The organism is Frankia casuarinae (assembly GCF_000013345.1).
In the GTDB taxonomy this organism is placed as follows: domain Bacteria; phylum Actinomycetota; class Actinomycetes; order Frankiales; family Frankiaceae; genus Frankia; species Frankia casuarinae.
This window is the reverse complement of sequence record NC_007777.1, coordinates 3,887,075-3,908,587: the sequence shown is the minus strand read 5'-3', so window position 1 is coordinate 3,908,587 and position 21,513 is coordinate 3,887,075. Positions and strand designations below refer to the sequence as shown.

At 68.4% G+C, this 21,513-nt stretch carries 16 protein-coding genes and 1 CRISPR repeat array; of the genes, 10 read left to right on the top strand and 6 right to left on the bottom strand.

The features are described from left to right. Positions 1 to 42: 42 nt before the first annotated feature. Positions 43 to 687, top strand: a complete 645-nt coding sequence (locus FRANCCI3_RS27535; RefSeq protein WP_011437684.1) for a hypothetical protein — start codon at positions 43 to 45, stop codon at positions 685 to 687. Continuing rightward, complete coding sequence (locus FRANCCI3_RS16575; protein WP_011437683.1) at positions 680 to 2,389, top strand: hypothetical protein; 1,710 nt, start codon at positions 680 to 682, stop codon at positions 2,387 to 2,389. Before FRANCCI3_RS27535 ends, FRANCCI3_RS16575 begins: the two co-directional genes overlap by 8 nt. Before the next feature lie 302 nt (positions 2,390 to 2,691). Further along, a CRISPR array of direct repeats spans positions 2,692 to 3,817; the repeat unit is 37 nt; unit sequence GCAGCGCCGAGGGATCGCCCTCGGCGAGGATCACAAC. 1,046 nt (positions 3,818 to 4,863) lie between these two features. On the opposite strand, the gene FRANCCI3_RS16570 is transcribed toward FRANCCI3_RS16575, so the two are convergent. The 3 genes from FRANCCI3_RS16570 to FRANCCI3_RS16560 all read right to left on the bottom strand — a co-directional run bounded on the left by FRANCCI3_RS16570 (position 4,864) and on the right by FRANCCI3_RS16560 (position 8,123). Further along, entirely contained in the window at positions 4,864 to 6,312 is a 1,449-nt protein-coding gene (locus tag FRANCCI3_RS16570; protein WP_236701496.1) for an ATP-binding protein, read from the bottom strand. A 510-nt stretch (positions 6,313 to 6,822) separates the two neighbouring features. Then, the gene (locus FRANCCI3_RS16565) at positions 6,823 to 7,731 is read right to left on the bottom strand and encodes an NAD(P)-dependent oxidoreductase (protein WP_011437679.1); all 909 of its coding nucleotides are present in this window, start codon (positions 7,729 to 7,731) and stop codon (positions 6,823 to 6,825) included. Next, entirely contained in the window at positions 7,728 to 8,123 is a 396-nt protein-coding gene (locus FRANCCI3_RS16560) for an NAD(P)-binding domain-containing protein (RefSeq protein WP_011437678.1), read from the bottom strand. The genes FRANCCI3_RS16565 and FRANCCI3_RS16560 overlap by 4 nt, the downstream gene beginning before the upstream one ends. 143 nt (positions 8,124 to 8,266) lie before the next feature. On the opposite strand from FRANCCI3_RS16560, the gene FRANCCI3_RS16555 reads away from it, so the two are divergent. Beyond that, positions 8,267 to 8,626, top strand: coding sequence for a winged helix-turn-helix transcriptional regulator (locus FRANCCI3_RS16555; RefSeq protein ID WP_011437677.1), 360 nt, complete (start codon positions 8,267 to 8,269; stop codon positions 8,624 to 8,626). 397 nt (positions 8,627 to 9,023) lie between these two features. On the opposite strand, the gene FRANCCI3_RS16550 is transcribed toward FRANCCI3_RS16555, so the two are convergent. Further along, the gene (locus FRANCCI3_RS16550; RefSeq protein ID WP_011437676.1) at positions 9,024 to 9,431 is read right to left on the bottom strand and encodes a type II toxin-antitoxin system VapC family toxin; all 408 of its coding nucleotides are present in this window, start codon (positions 9,429 to 9,431) and stop codon (positions 9,024 to 9,026) included. Further along, entirely contained in the window at positions 9,428 to 9,664 is a 237-nt protein-coding gene (locus FRANCCI3_RS16545) for an AbrB/MazE/SpoVT family DNA-binding domain-containing protein (protein WP_035733247.1), read from the bottom strand. The genes FRANCCI3_RS16550 and FRANCCI3_RS16545 overlap by 4 nt, the downstream gene beginning before the upstream one ends. A gap of 1,038 nt (positions 9,665 to 10,702) precedes the next feature. On the opposite strand from FRANCCI3_RS16545, the gene FRANCCI3_RS16535 reads away from it, so the two are divergent. From FRANCCI3_RS16535 to FRANCCI3_RS16510, 7 genes are all read left to right on the top strand, one after another. Next, on the top strand, positions 10,703 to 11,554 hold the full coding sequence (locus FRANCCI3_RS16535; RefSeq protein ID WP_011437673.1) for a DUF72 domain-containing protein: 852 nt from the start codon (positions 10,703 to 10,705) through the stop codon (positions 11,552 to 11,554). Positions 11,555 to 11,650: 96 nt separating this feature from the next. Then, entirely contained in the window at positions 11,651 to 12,403 is a 753-nt protein-coding gene (locus FRANCCI3_RS16530; protein ID WP_035958678.1) for a response regulator, read from the top strand. A 486-nt stretch (positions 12,404 to 12,889) separates the two neighbouring features. After that, positions 12,890 to 12,979, top strand: a complete 90-nt coding sequence (gene kdpF / locus FRANCCI3_RS23595) for a K(+)-transporting ATPase subunit F (protein ID WP_023840421.1) — start codon at positions 12,890 to 12,892, stop codon at positions 12,977 to 12,979. Further along, positions 12,980 to 14,641: a potassium-transporting ATPase subunit KdpA gene (gene kdpA, locus FRANCCI3_RS16525; protein ID WP_011437671.1), complete on the top strand. Its 1,662-nt coding sequence runs from the start codon at positions 12,980 to 12,982 to the stop codon at positions 14,639 to 14,641. It begins immediately after the preceding gene. Continuing rightward, a complete protein-coding gene (gene kdpB / locus FRANCCI3_RS16520) occupies positions 14,642 to 16,804 on the top strand; it encodes a potassium-transporting ATPase subunit KdpB (protein WP_011437670.1) in 2,163 nt (720 codons plus the stop codon). Positions 16,805 to 16,806: 2 nt separating this feature from the next. Continuing rightward, on the top strand, positions 16,807 to 17,703 hold the full coding sequence (locus FRANCCI3_RS16515; protein ID WP_011437669.1) for a potassium-transporting ATPase subunit C: 897 nt from the start codon (positions 16,807 to 16,809) through the stop codon (positions 17,701 to 17,703). Positions 17,704 to 17,911: 208 nt separating this feature from the next. Beyond that, positions 17,912 to 18,610: a response regulator gene (locus FRANCCI3_RS16510; protein WP_011437668.1), complete on the top strand. Its 699-nt coding sequence runs from the start codon at positions 17,912 to 17,914 to the stop codon at positions 18,608 to 18,610. 86 nt (positions 18,611 to 18,696) lie between these two features. Here the strand turns inward: FRANCCI3_RS16510 and FRANCCI3_RS16505 are convergent, their stop codons facing one another. Continuing rightward, positions 18,697 to 21,261, bottom strand: coding sequence for a sensor histidine kinase (locus tag FRANCCI3_RS16505; protein ID WP_011437667.1), 2,565 nt, complete (start codon positions 21,259 to 21,261; stop codon positions 18,697 to 18,699). Positions 21,262 to 21,513 lie beyond the last annotated feature (252 nt).

Below are 21,513 nucleotides of genomic sequence, written 5' to 3'. Positions count from 1 at the left end.
CCGCCTGCGTTCTCACCGGACCGATCCCAGGGAAGCCCCGCCATGCCGCCACCTGCATCGCACGACAACCTCCGCCGTCTACCTCTCATCGTCGACCTGCCTACCGCGGCACGTCTGTTCGGGATCGGCCGGACCCTCGCCTACGAACTGGCCCGCGCCGACGAGTTTCCCTGCCCGGTGCGGCGCTACGGCCGCCTCTACCGCGTCCGCACCATGGATCTCCTACAAGCCCTCGGTCAGGACGGGAACGGCTGGCCGGAACGGCAGATCGAAAGACTCCGCCGGCTGCCACCCGTCATCGACCTGCCCAGCGCCGCACGTCTGTTCGGGATCGGCCGGACCCTCGCCTACGAACTGGCCCGCGCCGACGAGTTTCCCTGCCCGGTGCGGCGCTACGGCCGCCTCTACCGCGTCCGCACCGTCGATCTCCTGCAGGCTCTCGGCCTGACCGCCCGGGACGAGCAGGACGGCCGGGTACGCCCCACGGTCGCCGTGACCGGTGAACCTCGCGGCCTGCCGGCACCAGCCGCCACACCGGTCAGGACCGCACCCCCAAGGCCCGGCACCCCAGGGACCGGGCCCCGCCCAGGCCGGCGCAGCGATACTCAGGTACCGCTTACCGGGCGGCCTGTCTCCGCGGCAGCGGCGACACCGCGGCCCATTCACACCGTGCCGGGCGATGCGTGAACCCCTCACCTACGGCAGCCTCGCCGACGAGGCCGCCCGCATCGCCGCCGCGGCCGCCACCAACCCGCCACGGCCCGGCGCCCGCCTCGGTGAGATCCTCGACCACGCCGCCGGCATCGGCCGGCTGTTCGCCACCGCCGGACGCCACGCCAAACTCCTCGACGCCCCGTTCGGCGGCCCCGGCCGGTCCACCACCTTCGTCAACCGCCTCGTCACCGCCGCGCTGGTCGCCGACCAGCTCTACGACCAGCCCACCCCCGGACGCACCCTGTGGCATCGTGCCGCCGACAAGCTCGGCGCCGCCCACGACCTCCTCGCCTCCCACGTCGACCGCGCCGGACAGCAGCGCAGCCTCGACGCCGTGGTGCTCGGTGACCCTCTCGCCGTCCGCGGCGCGATGACCCGGCTCACCGACATCACCCTCCCCGCCGCGCTCACCGCACGAGCCCTCCCGCCGCTGATCGCGCCCTTCCAGACGAACGCCCCCTCGGTCATCCCCGCCGCCCAGGTCCTCACCCGACTCGGCGCCCTGACCGGCCCGATCCGCATGTCCCGGGAACGCCTCCACCCGACCGGAGACCACGCCCTCGACCCGGTCGGCCCGCTGCTCGGCGATCCCGCAGCGCCACCCCTCGACCGCGCCATCCACCACGTCCGACGGACGCTGCACCAGCTCAGCCAACCCGATGCGCTCATCAGCCAGCAGGCCCTGCTCGCCTTCGCCACCCTCGCACTGGCGATCAGCGAGCGGACACACCGCCTGACCCGGCAGGCCGCCACCCTGGTCCGCGGACCCGAACGCGCCCGCCTGGACATCGCTTGCGAGCAGGCCGAGAACACCGCCCGATCCTGGCATGCCATCCGCACCTTCCTGCAACAGACCGCCTCGCGTGGCATCGACGGCCACGAGGCCCCCGGCCTGGTCATCGACACCGGCCGTTACCTCGTCGCGAACACCCGAACCGGAAAGAACCCCGGCCGCCGGGACCTCGCCCGCGTCCTCGACGTGATGCGCCGCACGACCCTCGTCCTCCCCGAGATCGCCGAACGCAGCGGCCTCGCCGTCGAGGTCCTCCTCACCCACCAGGCCCTCCTCGGCCCCGCCACACCAACCGGACACCAGACGATCGGCAGGAACGAACAGACCTGGATCGTCGACGCCTACCGCACCGCCACCGGCCACGGCGGATCCACCATCACCCACCTGCTCCGCCTCCCCGGCATCCATCCGCAGCGCGCCCGTGCCCTCTACCTCGTCCAGCGCTACGCACCCGAAGGCGACCACGACCTTCTCGGCCTACGCGACGCCCACCCCGCCACCCAGGAAACCCCCCGGCCCGGCTGGCACGTCCCCGTCCTCGACGAGGAACCCGACGGAACCCTCCGGCTCCACGACTCCCGCCACGGCACCCTCCAGATCGACAACACCACCCTGTCCACCGCGGTCACCCGATCCCCCCAGACGCTGCGCGGCATCCTTGCCGACCACCCCTGGATCGACCTCGACGGCACCGAAACCCTCGTCACCCTGGCAGCCCTCGTCGCCGCCCATACCCCCGGAGCGCTGAGAACCCCCGCCGCCAGCGAACCCGCCGATCCTCCCAGCCAGGCGGCCCTACCCACCCTCACCAGCCAGCCACCGGTGGCCTCCGCAAACCTGCCCCACCTCCAGGCTACCGAGGCATCCGACCTTGACTTCTGACCTCCCACACGTCGGGCTCGCCTCCGGACGGATCCGCGCTGGCCCCTTCCCGGGATCATTGATCCACCGCTCCGGACAGCGGATAGCGCCACACCGAAACCCTCGACCGTCAAACCGTGATGCTGGACCACGAACGCACGCCACCCGGGCTGATGGAACCGCCTTTTGCATGGTTCGGAACCCCAAGCACCTGCTGGCCGACCGGGACCTTCCGAACTCGAAATCACCGCAAATCGGGCGGAGACGGGGACAAGACGCTGCCATTCGATCAACCCTGTGGCTATTCTTCCTGTACAAGCAGGGCAGCGCCGAGGGATCGCCCTCGGCGAGGATCACAACCTCCGGGCCGGAAAGCATTACAACGTGCCCCTACAGGCAGCGCCGAGGGATCGCCCTCGGCGAGGATCACAACCGCAAGGGCGGACATCTGGCGATCCAGGCCGGAGCGGGCAGCGCCGAGGGATCGCCCTCGGCGAGGATCACAACGGGTCATTGTGACCGGTCGGCTCAAGCAGCGGTCGCAGCGCCGAGGGATCGCCCTCGGCGAGGATCACAACTCCCGAGGAAAAGCGGGACCAGATAGCGGGGGCGCAGCAGCGCCGAGGGATCGCCCTCGGCGAGGATCACAACTACCCGCGTGGCTCCAACCAGCTGGTGTTCGCGAGCAGCGCCGAGGGATCGCCCTCGGCGAGGATCACAACATAGGACCAGGCGGCGACGGTGAGCGCCGGCCGGGGGCAGCGCCGAGGGATCGCCCTCGGCGAGGATCACAACACCCGGATGCAGTCGACGACATGTTCGAGCACTTGCAGCGCCGAGGGATCGCCCTCGGCGAGGATCACAACATCCAAGGCGTTGACCAGCCCGACGGCACCATCGAGCAGCGCCGAGGGATCGCCCTCGGCGAGGATCACAACCGTTGGTGCAGATCAGCACCAGGTCGTCACCATCGCAGCGCCGAGGGATCGCCCTCGGCGAGGATCACAACGGCGTTGCGCTCGGCGAGGATCCGGGCCGTGTCCCAGGCAGCGCCGAGGGATCGCCCTCGGCGAGGATCACAACAACCAGCGGACGAGCAGCTCACGGGAGGCGGACACGCAGCGCCGAGGGATCGCCCTCGGCGAGGATCACAACGGTGGGTGGCGTGTAGGTCTTTGCTGTCGCGGCGGACGGCAGCGCCGAGGGATCGCCCTCGGCGAGGATCACAACGGCGGTGCCGTTGGTGCAGATCAGCACCAGGTCGTCGCAGCGCCGAGGGACCGCCCTCGGCGAGGATCACAACAACCTGACGCTGGCGCAGGCCCACCTCGCCCACCAGCAGCGCCGAGGGACCGCCCTCGGCGAGGATCGCAACGCGAAGATGCGCGAACTGGGCTGGATCTGCCGCGAGGGCAGCGCCGAGGATCACAACTGAGTCACGATAAGGCACCATATCGCGACCCAGAAGCAGCGCCGGGCGCCCGCGCCCGGCGAGGTTCCCAAGGGTGCGGTGTCCAGTCGGCTACCGCCAGCCAGCGGGCAGTGAGGGGTTCGCGCCTGGCGACGAGGTTCTCAATTCTACGGAGGCCAAGGTGATCTTCATCTATGAGTGGCAGGGCTGGACGTCCGTACTCATTGCCGTACCTGTTCCAGCGGTAACGCGGTATGAGCACTTTCTGTTACGAAAATCGTTGGCCTGGTGTCGCGCTGGTGATGCCGAGGCGATGCCAAACTGACCGGCACTGGCCGGTATCGACTGGCGGAGGCAGCACTGTACGGACCGGTGAGCTGCTGGAACGGCATGGGACAGGCTGCGCTGCCACGAGTCTGCTCCCACTACGTGGGACTCATAATCCTCCGGTCGTGGGTTCGAGCCCCACCAATTTTTTGATCATTCCTCCGACCTGGGTGGATGCGGTTTACGATCTATCCCTTTGAGATCCAGGGCTGTGGAACGATCCTGGTCAGGACCTCGACAGGTGGTCCGAGCCCCGCCTGGACGACCAAACCCGCAGGTAGATGCCCAGATCTAGGGCCGCCGGGGCTTCTGTCGAGCAAGGTCATCCCGCGCCGCCGCGCCCGCACTCGAGACCGGGAAGTGGATCCCTCCGTCAAGGTCACCCGCCGTCCAAGGTCGGCGCGGGGATCACGGAGCGTGCCCGTGCAGGGTCGTCAGATGCCTGCGGCAGGCCATGAACCCACTCATCCTCTGATGACTCTGCGTGTACATCGGCGTCCACGAGTTCCGTCGCTGTGGCTCGACTGATCGCGCGGCCACACCACGCGGAGTGCAGGCCGTTTCGCCCCATGCGTGGCTTTCGGGGCACATCAAAGGACCACGCATGGGGCGCCGATGCTTCTCACCGTGACCAGCGGCGGTGACGTGATTCATCTGGCTCGCGCGGTGGACTCGGCGTCATCTGGCCGGGTGGAACATGGGGATGGGCCAGGCATGGTCCAGGGCGTGTAGTGGTTGGCGGGTAAGGATCGATCGGCTATGAGTCCGTCCGCTGGTAGGTGGTGGCCCTGCCTCTGCCGCCGAGTTGAAGGATCAGCCCGCGGCCGCGCAGGTTTCGCAGGGCCTTGCGGATGTTCGGAGCGGACAGCCCGAGCTCTTCGGCGAGGTCGCTGACTGTTCGTCCCTGACGGGTCAGGGCCTGGTAGACGCGACGCTCCGTGGCGCCCAGCGGGGGCTCGGCGGTTGCCACGGGCGTGGCGGTCGCGAACTGGTGGAGGATGACGGTGAACCGGATGCCGCTGTCCACGTAGTGGGCTGACGGCAGGCCACAGTCGGCGAGAGCCTCGGTGACGGTGGGAATCCCGCTGGCGAGGGCTTCGATAACCCGAGCTCCGGTCTGCGCAGAGCGGACGTGCTGGCAGATCGCGACCAGGCTGGCGTTGCGGGCGGAGGTCACCGCGTCGCGTCCGAGCCGGTCGACGGTGATGCCGTACAGGCCGCCGGGATTGGTCACTACCAGGCGGTCCCGCAGAAGCCGCACTTCGACGGCCAGCCCGGCGGACCAGTGATCGAGGTCGCGGTGGATCAGCGCGTTGGCGACCAGCTCACGGAAGGCGACGAGTGGGTAGATCGGACGGTCACGAACGCTGCCGTCCATCTCGGCGACGATGGCGGTGTCGAAGGTATGTCGGGCCCAGAGCAGCGCCGCGTCGAGCATCCGCGGGACCGGTCCGCTGATGGTGACCTGGTTGCGGGCCCGCGTTGCGGCGGAGCCGGTGGGCAAGGGCTGCGCGGCGGCTTGGATGACGTAGCGAGGGAACCACTGTTGGGGATGGACCCCGAGAGCGAGCAGTCCCGCGACAGTTGGCTGCCCGCCATCCATCGTGACCCCAGCCCGGCGTAGGAGCTCGGTGTCGTCGGGAAAACGGCCGAGCCCGGCCGGGTCGCGTTCGCGGACAGCGAGTAGAAAAGCATCGACGAGTTCGGTGTCCAGCTCGTCGATGGTGGCGTCCTCGACAGGTGAACGGTCGAACAGCGGTGGCTGGCGAGCGGCCAGGAACCCCTGTTCCTCCACGTCAGACAGGGCGTAGTCGCCGTCGTAGCCACGTAGGTACGCCCTGCCGGTCGCGGTGACGCGACAGGGCTTGGTCGACCGGTCGCACTCCTGGACCTGCGCAACCACGACCGCGGCCCCGTCAACCTCCCCGTCTTCGATCGTGAGACGGACCGGCGGTGTGAATGCCCGGGCCCTGGCAGCCAGGCCCTGCTTGAGTACCTGCGGGTCGCTGAGCTCGACGGGGCGGAACCCGGCCCGCTCGTCGAGTCCCAGGATGATGGTCCCGCCCCCGGGCTGATTCGCCAGCGCGCTCAGCGTAGAGGTCAACGAGGCGGGTAACCCGCCGGCGGCAGACTTGACCTCCACCTCGGTGGTGTCGCCTCCCGCCGCGCGCAGGAAGGCGATCGTCTGGCTCACGTCACGTGGCACACCCAAATGTAACCACGACGGAGTTACATTTGGCGTGTGGCGGTTACATTTGGCGGTTGTGGCTCGCGCCCCAAGATCGGAGAACATGGAAGATCGACGGCGGGACGGTCGACACTGGCTGCGAGGGGTACCGACCGGCCGCCCTCCCCTCGATCGCAGGAAGGTCGACGCGACCACGACGCCCAGCGGTCACGATCATCGGGCGGTCTGGAAACGGGCGGCCTGGAAACGGGCGGAACCGCCCGGCGTAGACGAGGAAGAGCTTGTCCGGGATCCGGGCCGGTGGGAGCCGCACGCCCCTTGCCGGATTGCGGATGATCCGGGTACGTCGGGCGGCCGGTTGACTCCACGACTCGTGACGCTATCCGATCATCACCCACCGGCCCGCGAACGCCACACGATCACCAAACAAGATCTACAAGGCCGCCGCGCAACCGACGTGAACAGCTACCCTGTGCCAGGTACGCAGCTTGCGTGGCCCGGTGGTAGGACCGTGGTTCTGGTCGTTCCTCAGTCGCAGCCTTTGAGCATCTCGTAGAGAACGGTCCAGTTCTCGGTGCCGCGGCCCGCGGTGACGGCCTGGTCGTAGTGCGCCTTGACGGCTTTGGGCAGCTGTGTGTCGATGCCGGCCTTCTCACTCGTCCACACGATGTGGTTCGCTGTGGCGCCCATCATCCGTGCCGTGCTGAGGTCGCCGGGGTGTTCGCCGGCCTCCAGGCGCCGGGCCAGGTCCCATCCGTCTCCGATCATCGTCGGGATGTCGGTGAGGGTGTTCAGCGCGCCGGGTAGGAAGTCGGCGGCCGGGACACCGGCGGCGGTGACGAGCGCGGTGGCGTGGAGCAGGCTTGACAGGGCGGTGAGGAAGACGTCGAGGTGCGCCTGGTAAAAGAGCTGGGCCAGGCCTGGGTCCTCCCCGAGGTACCGGGGCTCGCCGATCAGTCTGAGCGTCGGTTCGTGTATGTCGAATACCGCGCGGGGCCCGCTGTAGAACACATGTGCCCCTGGACCGCCGACGGCGGGAGCGGGCACCATGACGCCTCCTGTCACGAAGCTCGCTCCGTGTCTGGCCGCCCATCCCGCCGCATCCCGGGAGGCATCGGGGGTGTCCGAACTGAGGTTGACCAGGACCTTGCCGGCAAGGACAGCGGAGGGTCGCGAACTTTCGGCGACCGGGTCGAGGATGTCGTACATCGCCTGGTAGTCGGTGAGGCTGAGGATGGTCAGCTCGCTGGCGGCGACCGCGGCTGTCGCTGTGGGTGCCAGCGTGGCGCCCCTGACGATGAGGTCGTCGGCGCGCCCCTCGGTGCGGTTCCACACTGTCACCGGATGGCCGGACCGCAACAGGGACGCGGCCATTGCCCGACCCATCGGGCCAAGGCCGACGACCGTCCCAGGAGACAGACCGCCCTCGCCGCTCATCGGGAGCTCCTGAGCTCTTCGAAGATGCGGGCGGTGCCCTGCTGGCCGTATCCGGCGGTAATCTGCCGGCGCACGATGTCGTGGACGGGCCGCAGCACCTCGACATTGACGCCCTGGTCCAGGCTGGCCGTCACCAGCGATTCCAGCGCGGCTTCGGTGAACTCGACCACAGAGTGCACCGACCGATGGTCAAGCAGGCAGGCGACGACCACCCCGCCGCCGATGATCGCCTCCTCGACGGTCTCGGCGACGGTGGCGCCACGATCGCCGAGAGCCCGTGCTCTGCCTGGAGTGTGGTTCCACACCACGGTTGGTCGGCCGGCGTCGAGAGTCGCGGCGGCGAGCGCGCTGCCCATCGCGCCCAAGCCCAGGAAGGTCGTACAGGTCGTCATGGATTGCCCTCGCTCCGCTCGGTGGTCTGACTGGCGTGCCGTCCCGACTCTCCGCCCGAACCTTCCCCACCGGCAAGTACCTACAATTTTGTTCAATACTTACCAGGAAGTAAGTGGCCAGCTGAGGCGAGGTTGAGGGTCTGATGGCGACGAGCGCGAGGCGCGGTCCCTACGTCTGCGGCATAGACGCCGGTATGGACGTGGTGTCAGGGAAGTGGAAGTCGCTGATCCTCTGGGAGCTGAACAACCACGGAACCCGGCGGTTCGGAGAGCTGCGGCGCGGCCTTCCCGGCGTCAGCGAGAAGATGCTCATCCAGCACCTGCGCGAGATGGAGGAGGACGCCCTGGTCCATCGCGAGGTGTATCGCCAGGTCCCGCCCCGGGTCGAGTACTCCCTCACCGAGCATGGCATCTCACTCAACGAGGCCCTCCGCCCGCTAGGCGAATGGGGGAAACGACGTTGCGAGCGCCTCGCCGTCGAGGACGCGCTCGAATCCGCGTAACCGGCCGCGCCTCGATCACCACGATCCCCACGATCATGGTGACGAGGCGGACCGGAGCCGCCGGAACCACCAGGTTTGCGGAACGCACGTTCGACTCGGATACGGATGGTGCCGGCTGGGCGGTCATCGGGCACCGCCGCTGGTCGGCGCCCGGGTCCCGACGGGCGAATGATGATTTCAGGACCCATCTGGGCGGCGTCCCTGCTGACCCCGCGGACCGCTCCGGTCGTGTCGCTGTCGCCATGGGCGTAGAGGGTGTATGGACGGCCGATCGTAGCTTCCAAGATCGAATAGTAGACGACGTCGCGGAACTACCGGAAAGTCGGATCCATCAATTGATTACGCGGCGCGTCCGCGAGGATCGGGAAGTGAAACGTACTCGGAGTCGCGAGCCACCTCAAGCGACAACAATGACCTTGACTCCAAGCGCGTCATAGGTCCCGCGTGCGCGAGCATCCCTCGTCGCGAGGGCCAGGCCGTGCTCCTTGGCAGCCAAAGCCACCAGCCCATCGTAGACGGCGCCCCCAACAATACCGACGCGACTCAACGTCGCGTGAACCTTCCGCGCATGCGGTCCGCTCAACGTTAACGGTGCAGTGAAGCGCACGTCGAGCAGACGCGCGGCGTCCGGCCCGGACAGTCTCGCGTCGCCGGGCATTCTGGTGAGTACCGAATAGGTCTCCACCAGCGCATACCCACTCAGCGCAAGCTCCCGCCCGCCCCACCATTGCACCACATCCGCGTGGTGCGTGTGCGAACGTACCAGGAGCGGAACCGCGACACTCGTGTCGACCGCAATGGTCACCTGCGGCCTGCGTCAATGAGGCCGAACAGGATGTCGTCGTCGACGGGCGTATCGCCGGCTGACACGAGCACACCATCCTCCTCGACGAGGCGCGCGGTCCTGCCGGCAGGCACGATCTGGACACCGGCGCCATAGGGCGAGATGTCCACCTTCGTTCCCGGGAACAGGCCCAGCGCCTCGCGGAGGAGCTTGGGCAACACGATCCGGCCCGCCTGATCGACAACGGCTTCCATGGGAAAACGATACCATTGTGATCCCATCGCCGGAGGCCTCGCCAGCCAGGGCGCGATGTTCCTCCGGGTCTGGAACCTCGCCCCCCACAAGGCCGGGCGAGATGATCGCGACTCCGGCGTCCGCATCCCCGCGTCGGTGGATGCGGCGGATCATTGTCGTGCGGTCGGCAAGAAGCGTGACATGAGCGGCGCGGTGTCCGGCGATGCGGTGTCCGGCGGCGCGGTGTCCGGCGGCGCGGGTCGAGGCCGTCAGCTCGGCGAGCAGGTCGGAATCGAGGATGGTCATCGGCGCGATCACCGGGTCCTCGGGACCCTGGAGAGCAAGACGGAGCATCTCGCTGACCGCCTGGCGCCACAGGGGGACGTCGCGGAAGTCCCGCCGAAGAATAGTCAGGTTCAGCCAGACCAGCATCGCCCAGCACCCACACACCACGATCGAGGCCCGCGGTTGACGAACGGCCCCCGGGGTCCGACCAGTCTGTGTGGCCCTCATGCGGTGGCGGTCTCCACGCACCGCCGCACGAACAGGCCGCCGTTCCCCAAGGCCGCCGATCCCCAAGACGTCGTCGAGCAGTCGCCGCATACGCTCGGTCTCTCGTCGGCGGTGCAACCGCGGATGTCAGCGGATGTCATCCGAAGCCGCCGTTGCCCAGTACCTCGGCGAACCGTCTCCGGTCAGGGCGTTTGAGGCGGGTCGGTGATGGTGCCGACGCCTGGACCCGGTCACAGGAAAGCTGTCGCGCTCGGAGAAGCCCAGCAGCCCGGCGGTATCAGTTCTCTCGTCCAAGTTGCCGGATCCGTGGCTGCGGGCCCTCCAGCTCCGGAGCTTGAAGGGCTCCAGATCCGTAGGTCAACTAGACTTCGCCAGTACGGAAAGGATAGTGGATCGCTGGAGCGCGGGCTGTCGGCCCGCGGCGCACCGGACGCCGGGGGCGGACTCGACGCCCGGACTACAGTACCTGTGGCACGGTCGCGACTTGGCGGGCGAACTCGGTTCCGGCTGCCTCGGGAGCAGTTTGTTCATGGAGGGCTTGGGTCATGCGTCTTCATGTGGGGTGCGCGATGTGGGCTCACAAGTCATGGCAAGGGCGCTTTCTGGCGCATCCGCTCCCGCCTCACGAACGCCTGCGAAACTACGCCAGCTGGTGCAACGCGGTCGAAGGGAATGCAACGTTCTATGCGACTCCGGCCAGGAGCGCCGTGGCCTCGTGGGCGCAGCAGACCGACGCCGACTTCCGATTCGTGATCAAGCTGCCAAAAACCATCACGCACGAACGCCGCCTGACGGGCGTCGACGAAGCGTTACACGCCTTCCTGGAAGCGATCGAGCCACTCGGCCCACGGGCCCATGCCCTCTGGATACAGCTACCAGGATCGTTCACCCCGGCCGACGTCCCCGTGCTTGCCCGCTTTCTGCGCCGGCTCACCAGGTCCCACCGGTACGCTGTGGAGGTCCGCCACCCCGCATTCTTCAACGACCCTCGCGCAGCGCGACTTCTCGAAGGAGTCCTTGCCGCCGCGACCGCCGAATGGATTCCATTCGACACCACCACATTCTTTCAAAGCCCGCCAGGCAGCGATGCCGAACGAGAAGCCTGGACCAGGAAACCGCGCGTGCCGCTCCGATCGCTCGCGTTGACCGACCGGCCGATCGTCCGCTACCTCGGCCGCGACGCCTCCACGCAGACGATCAAAGGCTGGCAGCGTTGGATTGACACTGCCATCGAGTGGCTGCGCGAGGGTCGATCACCCACCGTGTTTATTCACACCCCGGACAACGCCGACGCGCTACTACTCGCCCGCTGCTTCCACGATGACGTACGGGTACGGGTGCCTGAGCTCGATGCACTGCCTCAGCCGATACCGACCGAGCCCCTGACCCTCTTCTGATCCGGACGGGCGAAGGCGCAGGGGGCGAGGATGAGGGATGATGCCAGGTTAGGAGGCGCCGCCGGTCCGGAGGTGGCTGGAGGGGACGGGGCGGATATGACCCGTCTTCTGTTCGTGGAGGACGAACCGCAGCTGCTGCGGGCCATGCGAATCACCCTGCGCGCTCGGGGGTTCGAGGTACGCACAGCGCTGGACGGCCGGCACGCGCTGTCGGAGGCGGCGTCGTGCCCACCCGACCTGGTCATTCTGGATCTTGGCTTGCCCGACATGGACGGCGTTGAGGTCATCCAGGGGCTACGGGCTTGGACCGGGGTTCCCATCATCGTGTTGTCCGGTCGCGCCTCGGGCCACGACAAGGTGGCCGCGCTCGACGCCGGCGCCGACGACTACGTCACGAAGCCGTTCTCGATCGACGAGTTGCTGGCCCGGGTCCGGGCCGTGACCCGCCGCGCCACCAGCGCGGAATCGGTGACCGTTGTCGACCTCGGCCGGTACCGGATCGACCTCGGCGAAAAGCGAATCAGCTCACGAGACAGCGCCGACGCCGACGCCGACGCCGACGCGGGCAGCGGTCATGAGGATCCATCCGCGACCGGTGGAGAGGACAAGCCGGACGGTCCACGCCTCACCCCGACGGAATGGCGGCTGCTGGAAGCACTGGTACGCCACCCCGGCAAGCTCGTCAGCCATCAGCAGCTGATCAGCCAGGTCTGGGGTCCCGGCGTGGCGGACGACAGCTCCTCGCTCCGCCTCTACATCAACAAACTGCGTCGCAAACTCGAACCCGACCCGACCCGACCCCGCTACCTGACCACCGAACCGGGCCTGGGCTACCGCTACCAGCCGTAACCACCACGCCTCATTGGCACTCACGGTGGCGTCCGGACACCCCGGCGTCCGGACACCCCGGCGTCCGGACACCCTTCGCGGGGATCACCTGGACAGGGCAGGGCGGACCGGCCTGGTCCCCGCCCGGGCGGCTGTCCGTGGACCACCGAGAGGTGTTCTGCGTCTCATCCGGGTTGTGCACACCGAGTTTTACGCGGGTGCGGATCTCGTCCGGGTCGGATGCCGTGTGAGCGCCGTGTTGAATTTTCGGGATTGGGCGTCATTGGACCGTTAGCTTCGCTGGTCCGCTGGCGGCAAGGGCTCGATACTGGCACCTGCCATCAGGCCAGGACACCGGCCAAGGCGGCGACATTTGTTCCGATCTCATCCAGATCCGATCTCATCCAAAGTAGAAGGCAGGAGTTCCGTGCGTGACGTTGTCTTCGTACTGCTGACCCTTGCGGTGTTCGCGGTACTCGGGCTAACCCTCAAGGCGGTGGAGAAGCTGTGAGCGTGGAGAACATCGCCGGCCTGATCCTTGCCGTAGCTCTCACGATCTTCCTCGTGGCGGCTCTGCTGTCCCCGGAGCGGTTCTAGATGGGCACGAACGCCGCAGGCGTCATCTTCATCGTCTCGATGGTGCTGGCTCTTGCCCTGACTTACCGGCCATTTGGCGACTATATGGCCCGGGTGTATATGAGCGGGAAGCACCTGCGGGTGGAACGCGGTATCTACCGGCTGGTCGGGGTGGATCCGGACGCCGAGCAGCGCTGGTCGGTGTATGCACGCAGCGTGCTGGCGTTCTCGCTCGTATCGGTGCTGTTCCTGTACCTGTTCCAGCGGGTGCAGAACCACCTGTGGCTGGCGCTGGGCCTGCCGGCGGTCAAGCCGGACCTGGCGTGGAACACGGCGGTCAGTTTCACCACGAACACGAACTGGCAGGCCTATTCGGGTGAGTCGACGATGGGCCATCTGGTCCAGATGTCCGGTCTGGCGGTGCAGAACTTCGTGTCCGCCGCGGTAGGCATCGCGGTGGCGATCGCGGTGGTGCGCGGCTTCGCCCGGAAGAAGACCGACCAGCTGGGAAACTTCTGGGTGGACCTGGTCCGCACCGTCGTGCGGATCCTGCTGCCGGTCTGCGCGCTCGCGGCGATCGTGCTGATCGTCGGCGGCGCGATCCAGAACTTCCACGGGAACACCACGGTCCCCACCCTGGCCGGGGGGGAGCAGGCGGTCACCGGGGGTCCGGTCGCCAGCCAGGAGGCCATCAAGGACTTCGGCACCAACGGCGGCGGCTTCTACAACGCCAACTCCTCGCATCCCTTCGAGAACCCGACCTCCTGGACGAACTGGTTCGAGATCTACCTGCTGCTGTCGATCGGGTTCGCGTTGCCGCGGACGTTCGGCAAGATGGTCGGCAGCACCCGGCAGGGGCTGGCGATCGTCGCGGTGATGGCGGTGCTGGCGCTGGGCAGTCTGGGAGCCAACGAGGTGTTCCAGGCGATCCACCACGGCACGGTGCCGACAGCGGTCGGGGCGGCCCGCGAGGCTACGGAGACCCGGTTCGGTGTGCCGGATTCGGCGCTGTTCGCCACGGGGACGACGCTGACGTCAACCGGGTCCGTCGACTCGTTCCATGACTCGTACACCAGCCTGGGTGGCGCGACGCTGCTGTTCAACATGATGCTCGGCGAGGTCGCGCCCGGCGGCACCGGATCGGGACTCTACGGCATCCTGGTCCTTGCAGTGATCACGGTGTTCGTCGCGGGTTTGATGATCGGACGAACGCCGGAGTACCTGGGCAAGAAGATCGGTAGTCGAGAGATCAAGTTCGCCTCGCTGTATTTCCTCACGATGCCGGTCATCGTGCTGGTCGGCACCGGCCTGGCGATGGCGCTGCCGGGGGAACGGGCGGGGATGCTCAACAGCGGGCCGCACGGCCTGTCCGAGGTGCTCTACGCCTTCACCTCGGCGGCGAACAACAACGGCTCGGCGTTCGCCGGCATCACGGTGAACACCGACTGGTACAACACCGCGCTCGGCCTCGCGATGGCGTTCGGGCGGTTCCTGCCGATGGTCTTCGTGTTGGGGCTGGCCGGATCGTTGGCGAAACAGCAGCCGGTGCCGGAAACCGCGGGAACACTACCGACGCATCGCCCGCAGTTCGTCGGCATGCTAACCGGCGTCACCGTGATCATCGTCGCTCTGACCTTCTTCCCGGCGCTCGCGCTCGGGCCGCTTGCGGAGGGTTTGCACTAGATGTCCACCTCGACCATTGCGGGTACGCCGGTTCCGGCGCCCGCGCCGACCCCGCCGCCGGCTCCCCGGCGAGTGCAGGGGGGGCTGCTCGACCCGACGATGCTCCTGCGGTCGACGCCGGGCGCGCTGCGCAAGCTCGACCCGCGCACGCTGTGGCGCAACCCGGTGATGTTCATCGTGGAGATCGGCGCGGTGTTCACCACCGTCCTGGCGATTCGGGACGAGACCGCGTTCAGCTGGCTGATCACGGTCTGGCTCTGGCTGACCGTGCTGTTCGCCAACCTCGCCGAAGCGGTTGCGGAGGGCCGCGGCAGGGCCCAGGCGGACGCGCTACGCCGCACCAAGACTGACACGATCGCCCACCGGCTGCGCGACGACGGCCGGCTTGAGGAGGTGCCCGCGCCGCGGCTGCGGCAGGGCGACACCGTCGTCGTCGAGGCCGGTCAGTTCATCCCCGGGGACGGCGACGTCATCGAGGGGATTGCCAGCGTTGACGAGTCGGCCATCACCGGTGAGTCCGCGCCGGTGATCCGGGAGTCCGGCGGTGATCGCAGTTCGGTGACCGGCGGCACCCGGGTGCTGTCGGACCGGATCGTCGTGCGGATCACTCAGAAACCGGGCGAGAGCTTCATCGACCGGATGATTGCGCTGGTGGAGGGGGCGAATCGGCAGAAGACCCCGAACGAGATCGCGCTGAACATCCTGCTGGCCGCCCTGACGCTCACCTTTCTGCTCGCTGTCGCGACCCTGCAGCCGTTGGCGATCTTCTCGAAGGCGCAGCTGCCGGGCGTGCCGGACACCGGTGCGCTGAACGGCGACGGCCTGTCCGGGATCGTGATGGTGTCACTGCTGGTCTGCCTGATTCCGACGACAATCGGCGCGTTGCTGTCCGCGATCGGCATCGCCGGCATGGACCGGCTGGTCCAACGCAACGTGCTGGCCATGTCCGGCCGGGCCGTCGAGGCCGCCGGCGATGTCAATACCCTCCTGCTCGACAAGACCGGGACGATCACCATTGGCAACCGGGAGGCACGGGCCTTCGTCCCGGTCGGCGGCACATCGGAGAATGACCTGGCCAGCGCGGCCCAGCTGTCCTCGCTCGCGGACGAGACCCCCGAGGGCCGCTCCATCGTCGTGCACGCGAAGAACACCTACGGCCTGCGGGAGCGCGGTCCCGGCGAGCTCAGCCACGCCCGGTTCGTGGCGTTCACCGCCCAGACCCGGATGTCCGGGGTCGACCTCGATGCGATCGACGGGGGGGCGAACCGGCAGGTGCGCAAGGGAGCGGCCAGCGCGGTGATCACCTGGGTGCGCGATCTTGGTGGCGCCGTGCCCGCGGAGACCGGGGAGATCGTGGACGGCATCTCCGCTTCCGGTGGCACCCCGCTGGTCGTCGCCGAGGCCACCGATGGCGGCCTGGCCCGCGTCCTGGGCGTGATCCAGCTCAAGGACGTCGTCAAGCAGGGCATGCGTGAGCGGTTCGACGAGATGCGCCGGATGGGCATCCGCACCATTATGATCACCGGTGACAATCCGCTGACCGCCCGGTCGATCGCCGAGGAGGCGGGCGTCGACGACTTCCTCGCCGAGGCCACGCCCGAAGACAAGATGGCCCTGATCAAACGAGAGCAGGCCGGCGGCAAGCTCGTCGCAATGACCGGCGACGGCACCAACGACGCCCCTGCGCTCGCCCAGGCCGATGTCGGCGTGGCGATGAACACCGGCACGTCGGCCGCCAAGGAGGCCGGCAACATGGTCGACCTCGACTCCAACCCGACGAAGCTGATCGAGATCGTCGAGATCGGGAAGCAGCTGCTCATCACCCGCGGGGCGCTGACCACCTTCTCGATCGCCAACGACATCGCCAAGTACTTCGCGATCATCCCGGCGATGTTCGCGGCGATCTACCCCGGGCTGGACGCGCTCAACCTCATGCGGCTGCACAGCCCGCAGTCGGCGATCCTCTCCGCCGTCATCTTCAACGCGCTCGTCATCGTCGCCCTGATCCCGCTGGCGCTGCGCGGCGTCCGTTACACCCCGTCCAGCGCGTCGGCGATGCTGCGTCGCAACCTCTACATCTACGGCGTCGGCGGTCTGATCATCCCGTTCGTCGGGATCAAACTCATCGACCTTGTCATCCAGTTCATCCCGGGAGCCCGGTAACCATGCCTGCGACCCGACTTCCCTCCTTCGTGCGGCAGCACCTCGCCGCCTTCCGCGCACTGCTCGTGCTGACCGTGCTGACCGGCATCGCCTATCCGCTGGTCATCACGGCCATCGCGCAGCTTCCCGGGCTGAAGGATAAGGCGAACGGCTCGTTCGTCACGAACGCCAGCGGCCAGATCGTCGGCTCAGCCGAGATCGGCCAACTGTTCACCGACGACAAGGGCAACCCGATTCCCAAATACTTCCAGTCCCGCCCCTCGGCGGCCGGCGACGGGTACGACCCGACGTCGACGTCCGCGTCCAACCTCGGCCCGGAAAACATCGTCGACAGTTTCGACGACCCGGCCACCAAGGACGAGGACGAAAGCAGCCAGAGCCTGCTCACCCAGGTCTGCGCCCGCAGCAAGGCCATCGGTGACCTGGAAGGGGTCGACGGCCGGCGTCCCTTCTGCACCGCGAACGGCGTCGGCGCGGTCCTGTCGGTGTTCCGGACCGGCGGCACCACCGGACCGGTCACCCGGGTCGTCAGCATCAACGAGGAGTGCCCGGCCGCGCCCTTCGTCGCCACGTACCAAGGCGTCAAGGTCGAGTGCGCCAGGTTCGGCGAGGACTACTCGGCCGGCGTCACTGCGCCGGTCAAGGGGCCGGGTAAGGGCACGGACAACCCGGTCCCGCCGGACGCGGTCACCGCTTCCGGCAGCGGCCTCGACCCCGACATCTCCCCGGCCTACGCCTACCTGCAGGTGAACCGGGTCGCGAAGGAACGCGGTCTCGACCCGGCCACGGTCCACGCGCTGGTCCACGACCACGAAGACGGTCGGGCGCTGGGCTTCATGGGCGAACCCACGGTCAACGTCCTCACCCTGAACCTGGCCCTCGACAGGACGACCAGGTAGCTGGACTGGCCCGGGTGACGCTGGCCCGGGGGCGGTGCGCAGGACCCGTCCCGCGCACCGCCCACTGCGGCCGGGGCACTTTCCCAGACAAACTCCCGGGTCGAAGCTATGGACGGAACGCTCAGCCCCGAGGACACCCCGGCGGAGGCCTCACGATGGTTCGCACCCTGCCCGCCGTACCGCTCGGTTCACTGCCGGGAGACGACGCGTGACCAGCGTACTCGTGGTGGACGACGACCCACGGCTGCTCCGCGCGCTACACATCACCCTGCGCGCCCGCGGCTACCAGGTCACCGTCGCCGCGGACGGAAGCCGCGCGCTCGCCGCCGCCGCCGAACACGAACCCGATATCATCCTGCTCGACCTCGGGCTTCCCGACCTCGACGGCGTTGACGTCATCCACGCCCTGCGCGGCTGGACCGCCGCCCCGGTCATCGTGCTCTCCGGACGCGCCGGCAGCAGCGATAAGATCGCAGCGTTGGACGCCGGTGCCGACGACTACGTCACCAAGCCCTTCCGGGTCGACGAACTGCTCGCCCGGCTGCGCGCCGTCGTCCGGCGCACCCCGCCGCCCACCGAACCGCTCACCGTCGCCCTGGGCGACTATCTGATCGACCTCGACGCACGGCGCGTCACCCGCAAACCCGACAGCGCCCGCCCGGACGGCCCCGCCGAGGTCCGGCTCACCCCCACGGAATGGCACCTGCTCGACGTCCTGGTCCGCCACCCCGAAAAGCTACTGACCTACCGGGATCTGCTGCCCCGGGCCGGCGGGCCCGCACCCAAGGAGCAGAGCCACTACCTGCGCCAGTACATCGGCCGGCTGCGCCACAAACTTGAACTCAACCCGGCACAGCCCCGCCACCTCATCACCGAGCCAGGCATGGGCTACCGGTTCCAACCATGACCTTGTTATCCAGTCATGACCTTGTTGTCCAGTTATGACCTTGTTGTCAAACTATGACCTCGTTGTCTGTTGACCGTCCCGCGATCTCAGGCCGCACCGTCCGCCGGCTGGGTAGAATCGCCGACCGTCGCGACCGGCAGCGCTACCACCATGGTCAGGCCCCCGCCGGGGGTGTCCTCCGGTGTCAGGGTGCCGCCCATCGCCTCCGTCAGGCCTCGGGAGAGCGCGAGGCCCAGCCCGATGCCGCTGGCGTTGTCGGTGTCGCCCAGCCGCTGGAACGGCGTGAACGCCTGGTCACGGTCCTCCGCGGGCAGTCCAGGCCCGCGGTCGATGACCCGCAGCTGGATCCGGTCGTGCAACGCACTGGCGGTGATCAGCGGGGGCTGGCCCGGGGGTGAGTAGCGGGCCGCGTTGGACAGCAGGTTGGCGATCACCCGTTCCAGCAGCGCCGGGTCGGCGTAGACCAGCGGAAGGTCGTCCGGGACCGTCACAGCCACGTCGCGAGCCGCCGGGCCCAGGTCGCGCAGCACGCCGGGAATCACGTCGTCGAGCCCGACCGGGGCGGGGAACACGCTCAGGCGTCCAGCCTGCAACCGGCTCATGTCGAGCAGGTTCTCCACCAGCCGGGCCAGGTGGTCCAACGCTTCCTCAGCGGTGGCGAGCAGTTCCGCCTGCTCCTCGGCGCTCCACTCGACCTCGTTGCCGCGCAGGTTCGCGACTGCCGCCGAGGCCGTGGCGAGCGGGCTGCGCAGGTCGTGGCTGACGGCAGTGAGCAGGGCGCGGCGGGTGCGGTCCGCTTCGGCGAGTGGCCCGGCTTCCGCTGCCACCTGGGCCAGCCGTCGCTGTTCGAGGGCGACCGCGGCCTGCGCGGCGAAGGCGGTGAGTACCCGGCGGTCCGCCGCGGGCAGCGGCCGGCCCCGCAGGACCAACGTCAGGTTCTCGCTGACCGGTACCTCCGTGTCGGCCTCGTCCGGCCGCAGGCATGGGTCGGGCCCGGCGCTGTCGACCACCCGCCAGCCGTGGCGGTCTGCCTTGCGGGCGCCGTTCTGACCGCCCTCGGCCGCGCGTTCGAGCAGGGCGACCGAGGTCAGCCCGAACGTCTCCCGCACCTGCGTGAGCAGCGCCGGCAGTGCCTGCTCGCCGCGCAGCACGCTCCCGGCCAGGGTCGAGAGCATCTCCGCCTCCGCGGTGGCGCGTACCGCCTGGCTGGTCCGCCGGGCGGCCAGGTCGACCACGCTGCTCACCATCACCGCAACCGCCAGGAACGCCAGGAGCGCGAGAACGTTGTTACTCTCAGCGACGATGAAGCGGTGTACTGGTTGGATGAAGTAGTAGTTCAGCAGCAGCAAGCCGCCGACCGCGGCCAGCAGTGCCGGCAGCAGGCCGCCCACCAGCGCCACAGCGACCACCACGATCAGGAACCCCAGCACGTTGCTGGTCAGGTTGAGACCGGTCCGCTGGTGCGTCAACGCAAGGGTCAGCAGCGGCAGCAGCACGACCGCGGCCAGGACACCGGCAAGCCGCCGCCGGAGGGTCAGCCCACGGGCCCGGCGGGGCAGCAGCCGCCCCTTGCCCACCTCCTCATGGGTGACCAGGTGCACGTCGATCGGCCCGGACAGTTTCGTTGTCGTGACGCCGATACCAGGGTCGATCATGTGGGCCAGCCGGCCGCGCCGGCTCGCGCCTAGCACGAGCTGGGTCGCGTTCTCCGCTCGGGCGAATTCAAGCAGCGCGATGGGAATGTCGTCCCCGACCACCTGGTGGTAGCTGCCGCCCAGGCTCTCCACCAACACCCGCTGCCGGGCCAGGTGCGCGGGCGACGCACCGGCCAGGCCATCGGATCGGGTGACGTGGACCGCGAGCAGGTCCGCACCCTTGGCGCGATCCGCGATCCGCGCCGCCCGGCGGATCAGCGTGTCGCCCTCAGGGCCGCCGGTCAGTGCGACAACCACCCGCTCCCGCGTCTCCCAGATGCCGGAGATCTGGTGCTCGGTGCGGTAGTGATCGAGCTGTTCGTCCACCTTGTCGGCCAGCCACAGCAGCGCCAACTCCCGCAGCGCGGTCAGATTGCCGACTCGGAAGTAGTTGCCCAGCGCGGCGTCGACCTTGTCTGGGCCGTAGATGTTGCCGTGGACCATCCGCCGCCGCAGCGCCTCCGGTGTCATATCGACCAGTTCGACCTGTTCGGCGGCGCGTACCACTGCGTCCGGCACGGTCTCCCGCTGCGGGACTCCGGTGATCCTTTCCACGACGTCGTTGAGTGACTCCAGATGTTGGATGTTCAATGTCGACAGCACGTCGATGCCCGCGTTCAACAGCTCGTGGACGTCCTGCCAGCGCTTGGCGTTCCGGCACCCCGGGACGGTCGTGTGCGCCAGCTCGTCGACGAGCACCACCGCTGGCGCGCGGGCCAGGATCGCATCCACGTCCATCTCGGTAAAGGTGGCACCGCGGTAGGAGACCGTGCGGCGGGGCATGATTTCCAATCCGTCCAGCAACGCGGCGGTCCGCGGTCGCCCATGGGTCTCCACCAGCCCGACCACGACGTCCGTTCCGCGTGCCTTGCGCCGCTGAGCCTCACAGAGCATGTCGTAGGTCTTGCCCACCCCGGGCGCCGCGCCGAGGTAGATCCGCAGTCTGCCGCTCGCCATACGTCCCAGTTTCCGCGTACGAGCCGCCGCTCACGAGCCTGCGGGGCGATACGTGACCAGCTGATCGAGGCAGTCGGAGCGGGCTGCGCGATCCACACCGGCGGCAACCTCACGCTACGTGGGCCAGCCGACGCCCTCGTTCTCCGCGCGCTGGTCACGGCCACCGCCGCTGCCTGAAGATCACGTACGGCATAATGGACACCAAGGCCATCAGGCCGAGCGCGAACGGGTACCCGAACTCCCAGGGCCGCG

Coding starts and splice junctions, on each gene's coding strand:
- FRANCCI3_RS27535 (WP_011437684.1), top strand. CDS start 43: ATGCCGCCACCTGCATCGCACGACAACCTCCGCCGTCTACCTCTCATC.
- FRANCCI3_RS16575 (WP_011437683.1), top strand. CDS start 680: ATGCGTGAACCCCTCACCTACGGCAGCCTCGCCGACGAGGCCGCCCGC.
- FRANCCI3_RS16565 (WP_011437679.1), bottom strand. CDS start 7,731: ATGAGCGGCGAGGGCGGTCTGTCTCCTGGGACGGTCGTCGGCCTTGGC.
- FRANCCI3_RS16560 (WP_011437678.1), bottom strand. CDS start 8,123: ATGACGACCTGTACGACCTTCCTGGGCTTGGGCGCGATGGGCAGCGCG.
- FRANCCI3_RS16555 (WP_011437677.1), top strand. CDS start 8,267: ATGGCGACGAGCGCGAGGCGCGGTCCCTACGTCTGCGGCATAGACGCC.
- FRANCCI3_RS16545 (WP_035733247.1), bottom strand. CDS start 9,664: ATGGAAGCCGTTGTCGATCAGGCGGGCCGGATCGTGTTGCCCAAGCTC.
- FRANCCI3_RS16535 (WP_011437673.1), top strand. CDS start 10,703: ATGCGTCTTCATGTGGGGTGCGCGATGTGGGCTCACAAGTCATGGCAA.
- FRANCCI3_RS16530 (WP_035958678.1), top strand. CDS start 11,651: ATGACCCGTCTTCTGTTCGTGGAGGACGAACCGCAGCTGCTGCGGGCC.
- kdpA (WP_011437671.1), top strand. CDS start 12,980: ATGGGCACGAACGCCGCAGGCGTCATCTTCATCGTCTCGATGGTGCTG.
- kdpB (WP_011437670.1), top strand. CDS start 14,642: ATGTCCACCTCGACCATTGCGGGTACGCCGGTTCCGGCGCCCGCGCCG.
- FRANCCI3_RS16515 (WP_011437669.1), top strand. CDS start 16,807: ATGCCTGCGACCCGACTTCCCTCCTTCGTGCGGCAGCACCTCGCCGCC.
- FRANCCI3_RS16505 (WP_011437667.1), bottom strand. CDS start 21,261: ATGGCGAGCGGCAGACTGCGGATCTACCTCGGCGCGGCGCCCGGGGTG.